Origin of the sequence: Streptomyces sp. ICN903 (genome assembly GCF_022015835.1) — a bacterium.
GTDB lineage: Bacteria > Actinomycetota > Actinomycetes > Streptomycetales > Streptomycetaceae > Streptomyces > Streptomyces fenghuangensis.
Genome location: NZ_JAKMAY010000392.1, coordinates 1 through 4,454 on the forward strand (window position 1 = coordinate 1; position 4,454 = coordinate 4,454).

The following is a 4,454-nucleotide window of genomic DNA, read 5'->3' on the forward strand; positions in this document are numbered from 1 at the left end:
GAGCGAGGAGCGCGGAGGGGAGGAGAGGGAGGAGGGGGGCGTCCCGGACGGCAGCGCGGCCGAGGTGGAGCGACTCGTCGAGCGGATGGGCTGGAACGTCACCGAGCGGTCGCCGCTGCGCGAGGCCCTGGCCGCCGGACTGCGGGCGCTGCGCGAGGTCGGCGCCGACTACGGCGCCGACGAGCTGGTGCCGTACGCCGAGCTGGCCGCCGCCACCGCCCGGCTGGACCTGGACCAGCTCGCCGGGATCGAGGACCGGATCGACATCGCCGAACGGGCCCTGGTGCTGACCGTGCTGATGGAGCCGGTCCTGGCCGCCCTGCGCCGGATGGCGCAGGAGAACGAGGCCGCGCTGCGGTACGCCGGCGGCGACGGGGAACACACCGGCGGGTGAGCCCCCGGCCGCACCGCCCGGCGCCCGCGCCCGCCTCAGTGGGGGCGGGGCCCGGCCAGTTCGTCCGGCAGTCCCGGCTCGGGCCGGGGAATCTCGCCGTAGTCCTCGTCGTCCCCGTCGACGCGCAGCCGGTTGACCACCGCCTCCACCGCGGCCGGCAGCCGGGGGTGCCGGCCGCGGTGGCACTGGCTGAGCAGGTCCCGGCGGATGGCGTCCGGAAGCAGGAAGCCGTGCGGGCCGGGCACGCCGGCGGTGCTTCGAGGGGCGCGGGCGGCGGTACGGGCGCTCCCCAGCAGAGCGGCCTGCCGGCGCCAGTGGTCGGCGTCGCGGAACTCCCCCAGGCGCCGGTGGTGGAGGCAGAGGCAGAAGGCCGCGGTGCGGCTGCCTCCTCCGGCCGCGAACTGCCACCAGAACTGGGCCGCGTCCCGGTGGCCGACCAGATGGAGCAGACAGGCGAAGACCAGCGCGCCCTCGGGCTCGGTGCGCCGGTGGTCGATCAGCCGCGCCAGGCTCCCGGCCGCCCCGGGCGAACCCACCACCAGGGAGATGGCGAGGTCCAGATCGTGAGCGGCCTGTTCGTGGACAGTGCGGTAGCGCCATCCGGTGTCCGGGTTCGCCGGTGGCCGCGCGGAGGGCGGGCAGGTGGCGACGGCACGGGCGATGCGCTCCCGGGCGGCGGCCGGGTCGTAGTCGTCGTACTCGCCACCGAGGACCTCCGCCCCCTCCAGCAGCGCGTCGATCCTCCGGTGCTCCCCGGTGCCGCGCACGTTACCGCTCCCCCGTCCTGTGGTTCCTTCCCTGGCCCAGTCCGGCCGCCAGTTTCCTCTTGGCGTGCCGCACCTGCGCGCGCACGGCGACCGTACCGCAGCCCAGGTACTCGGCCACGTCCTCCTCGGGACACCCCAGTACATAGCGCAGAACGACTATGTCGTGCTGCCGTTCGGGCAGTTCGGCGATGGCCGCGTACAGGCGCAGTCCGTTCTCCAGGGCGGTGAAACCGCCTGCCGCGTCCGGCCCGCCCGGTCCGTCCGCCTCGTCCAGCAGTTCGTCCAGCAGCCGGCCGCGGCAGGCGGCCTCGAAGGCCGCGGTCTCCGCCAGCGCCGGAGCACGGCCGTCGCGGTCCAGCCACTCCCGGATCCGCTCCTTGAGCACCGCCCAGGCGTAGGCCGGGACGGACTCCTGTTCCAGTACGTGGTTCCAGTCGCTCAGCAGCTGGGCGCAGGCGGCCTCCACCACCGCCTCCGCGCCGGCGCGGCTGCCCACCTGGGTGCGGGCGTACCTCAGCCACACCCGGTGGTGGTACTCGTGGAAGGCGTCGAAGGTCAGGGTTGTCCGCCGGTTGCGGACGAGGGGTTGTGGGGGGTCGGCGTCCACGTCGACGGGGACGTTGTCAGGGGTGTTCACCGCGTGTCTTCCCGGCTCCGTGTGGGTGCTCGTCGGGTCGTCGGTCGCGGGCGTCCCGCCCCGCGGGCGCCTCGGCGCACTCCCGGTGGAGGCGACCGCCGGCGCGAGGGGACGGGACCTCGCCCGCCAAGCCAATCGGATCCTGGGCATCGTCGGACAGTGGTTTTCCCAAAAAATGGGCCCAGAGTAATAGTGGGATTACCGCCCTGGCGGACGGAGGGGACGGTACAGTACACCGCCTTCCCCAACCACCCCGCCCCACAAGCCTGTTGGGGGTCCGAAAGTGAACCGGCGAGTGCTCACGAAAGGCGTGATCAAGGTGTCCCAGACGGTCGACGGCACCACCGGCGGCGCGGACGACAGCTCGGTCGACCTGGAACTGGACCGGGCGCACTCCGCCCGCATGTACGACTACTACCTCGGTGGCCACACCAACTTCCCCGCCGACCGCGAGGCCGCCGGACGGGCCATGGCGATCTTCCCCTCCGTCCTGGTCGCCGCCCGCGCCAACCGGGAGTTCATGCACCGGGCCACCCGCTTCCTGGCCACCGCCGGCATGCGCCAGTTCCTCGACGTGGGCACCGGCATCCCCACCTCGCCCAACCTCCACGAGGTGGCCCAGGGCGTGGCGCCCGAGTCGCGGGTTGTCTACGCCGACAACGACCCCATCGTCCTCGCCCACGCCCAGGCCCTGCTGCGCAGCCACCCGGCGGGACGCACCGCCTACGTCCAGGCCGACGCCACCGATCCGGCCGCCCTCCTGGCCGCCCCCGAGGTGAGACAGACCCTCGACCTGGGCGAGCCGGTGGCGCTCAGCCTCAACGCCCTGCTGCATTTCGTGCCCGGCGAGCACCGGGCGCACGAGATCGTCGAGTACTTCAAGGACGTGCTGCCGTCCGGCAGCACCCTGGCCATCAGCCATGTCACCCCCGACTTCGACCCGGAGGGCATCGCCCGTCTGACCGAGGCCTACCGCGCCTCGGGAACCCCCGGACAGGCCCGCACCAAAGAGGAGTTCACCCGGTTCTTCAGCGGCTGGGAGCTGTTCGAACCGGGGATAACCACCTCCCACCGCTGGCGCCCCGACCCCGGCCAGACCTTCGGTGACGTCAGCGACGCCGAGGCGGCCTGCTACGCCGCGGTCGCCCGCAAGCCCTGAACCCGGGCCACCCGGCCCCGGGGCCGTCTCCCGCCGGAGGGAACGACGCCGTTCCGCTCCGGAGGAGGAATTCCGGGGAGGAATTCCGCACCGGAAAATTCTTCGGCCGGATCGGGAGAGCCCGTGCGGGAAAATCTCCCATAGCCCGGTCCACCCGGCCTGATTCGCCTTTCCCGCCCTCCCTCTCGGAGGATCTCGGACGGAATCGAGTGCGCGGAGTGCCCGGAGGGACGGAACGCGGTCGAAACGGCGCTGCGGTGACCGGCCCCCGGCACGGCGCACCCCCGGTGGCCCGCTCGGTCGAGCGGGCCACCGGGGGTGCGCGAATCGTCCGCGAACCGGTCGACGGGGCCGGTCGCCGGCCACCGCGTGCCCGAAGGACCCGTACCGGATCAGGCGTGGACGTGGCGGCGGTTGCCGCGGCCGGTCACGGCCCGGTAGACGGCCAGAACGATGACCGAGCCGATGATGGCGGCGATCCAGGTGGAGAGGTCGAAGAATCCGTCGATCGAATCGACGCCGAATATCACCTTGCCGAGGAAACCGCCGAGAAGGCCGCCCACGATACCGATCAGCATCGTGACGAGGATGCCGCCCGGGTCCTTGCCCGGCATGAGGGCTTTGGCGATCGCTCCGGCGAGCAGACCGATGAGAATCCACGCGATGATGCCCATGTCTGGGTACCTCCTTGTCGTCTTCACAGAACCGCATTGCCATGAACTCGCCAGCCAAACAAGGGAATTTCCCGGAACGCCGCAATAGGCGCGCGGAGCAGGGGTTTTCCTTCCCGGACCGGTCATTCCCCTCCCCGCGCGGCGCCCTGCCGACCGGGGTCCTCCGCAAGCGGGACGGGCCGCTGCCGCCGATCGCGCGCCGAACCGGCGCCCGGCCGTGACCCCGTGTCAGGCCGGGCCGGACGGAGCCCGGTCGGATGCCCCGGTCCCACGGCGTCGCGGTTTCACCCGTGGGCACGGAACACCGGCCGAGTGGTACACCCGCGCTCCCGGCGCGCCGGGTGGCTCGACGGGCTGTTCCGGCCGGGCACCTCGGCGTTCCCGGCACCCGGCTCCTTCTGCGAACATCGGGGGATGGCAGACACCCACCTGGACATCGGCGCCGTCATCATCGACTCCGAGGATCCCGAGCGACTGGCGACGTTCTGGTCCGAGCTCCTGGGGCGGCCGGTCACGGCGAGGACGGGCCCGTACGTGTGGCTCGAGCGCGGTGAGGGTCCCGTTCTGGGGTTCCAGCGGGCCGGCACTCCGAAGACCGGCAAGAACCGCGTCCACCTCGACATCACCTCACCGGATCCCGCCGCCGAGCAGCGGCGGATCGAGTCACTGGGCGGCCGCCGGCTGCCCCGGTACACGGAGGAGGGCGGCTTCCTGGTCATGGCCGACCCCGAGGGGAACGAGTTCTGCGTCATCCCCCGGGGTTCCGTCGGGCTCGACGACGAGGGGCGCGCGGGTTATCTCGACGAGCACCGCCCCCCTCCCC

At 72.6% G+C, this 4,454-nt stretch carries 5 protein-coding genes and 1 pseudogene; 3 read left to right on the plus strand and 3 right to left on the minus strand.

Going from position 1 to position 4,454, the window contains the following annotated elements; all coding sequences use genetic code 11:
* Positions 1-394, plus strand: a pseudogene (locus L7D48_RS26365) (transcriptional regulator); the annotation flags it as partial.
* A gap of 35 nt (positions 395-429) precedes the next feature.
* Here the strand turns inward: L7D48_RS26365 and L7D48_RS26370 are convergent.
* Together L7D48_RS26370 and L7D48_RS26375 are read right to left on the minus strand one after the other, a co-directional pair.
* Complete coding sequence (locus tag L7D48_RS26370) at positions 430-1,161, minus strand: hypothetical protein (RefSeq protein WP_237883217.1); 732 nt, start codon at positions 1,159-1,161, stop codon at positions 430-432.
* Position 1,162: 1 nt separating this feature from the next.
* Positions 1,163-1,798 carry an RNA polymerase sigma factor gene (locus L7D48_RS26375; RefSeq protein WP_237883219.1) on the minus strand — a complete coding sequence of 212 codons (636 nt, stop codon included), beginning with the start codon at positions 1,796-1,798 and terminating at the stop codon, positions 1,163-1,165.
* 319 nt (positions 1,799-2,117) lie between these two features.
* On the opposite strand from L7D48_RS26375, the gene L7D48_RS26380 reads away from it, so the two are divergent.
* Positions 2,118-2,957, plus strand: a complete 840-nt coding sequence (locus tag L7D48_RS26380) for an SAM-dependent methyltransferase (RefSeq protein WP_308312339.1) — start codon at positions 2,118-2,120, stop codon at positions 2,955-2,957.
* A gap of 392 nt (positions 2,958-3,349) precedes the next feature.
* Here L7D48_RS26380 and L7D48_RS26385 read toward each other — a convergent pair whose 3' ends face one another.
* Positions 3,350-3,631 (minus strand): GlsB/YeaQ/YmgE family stress response membrane protein, encoded by a 282-nt coding sequence (locus tag L7D48_RS26385; RefSeq protein ID WP_093850170.1) that lies wholly within the window; start codon positions 3,629-3,631, stop codon positions 3,350-3,352.
* A 414-nt stretch (positions 3,632-4,045) separates the two neighbouring features.
* On the opposite strand from L7D48_RS26385, the gene L7D48_RS26390 reads away from it, so the two are divergent.
* On the plus strand, positions 4,046-4,454 hold a 409-nt coding region (locus tag L7D48_RS26390; RefSeq protein ID WP_237883221.1), incomplete at its 3' end, for a VOC family protein.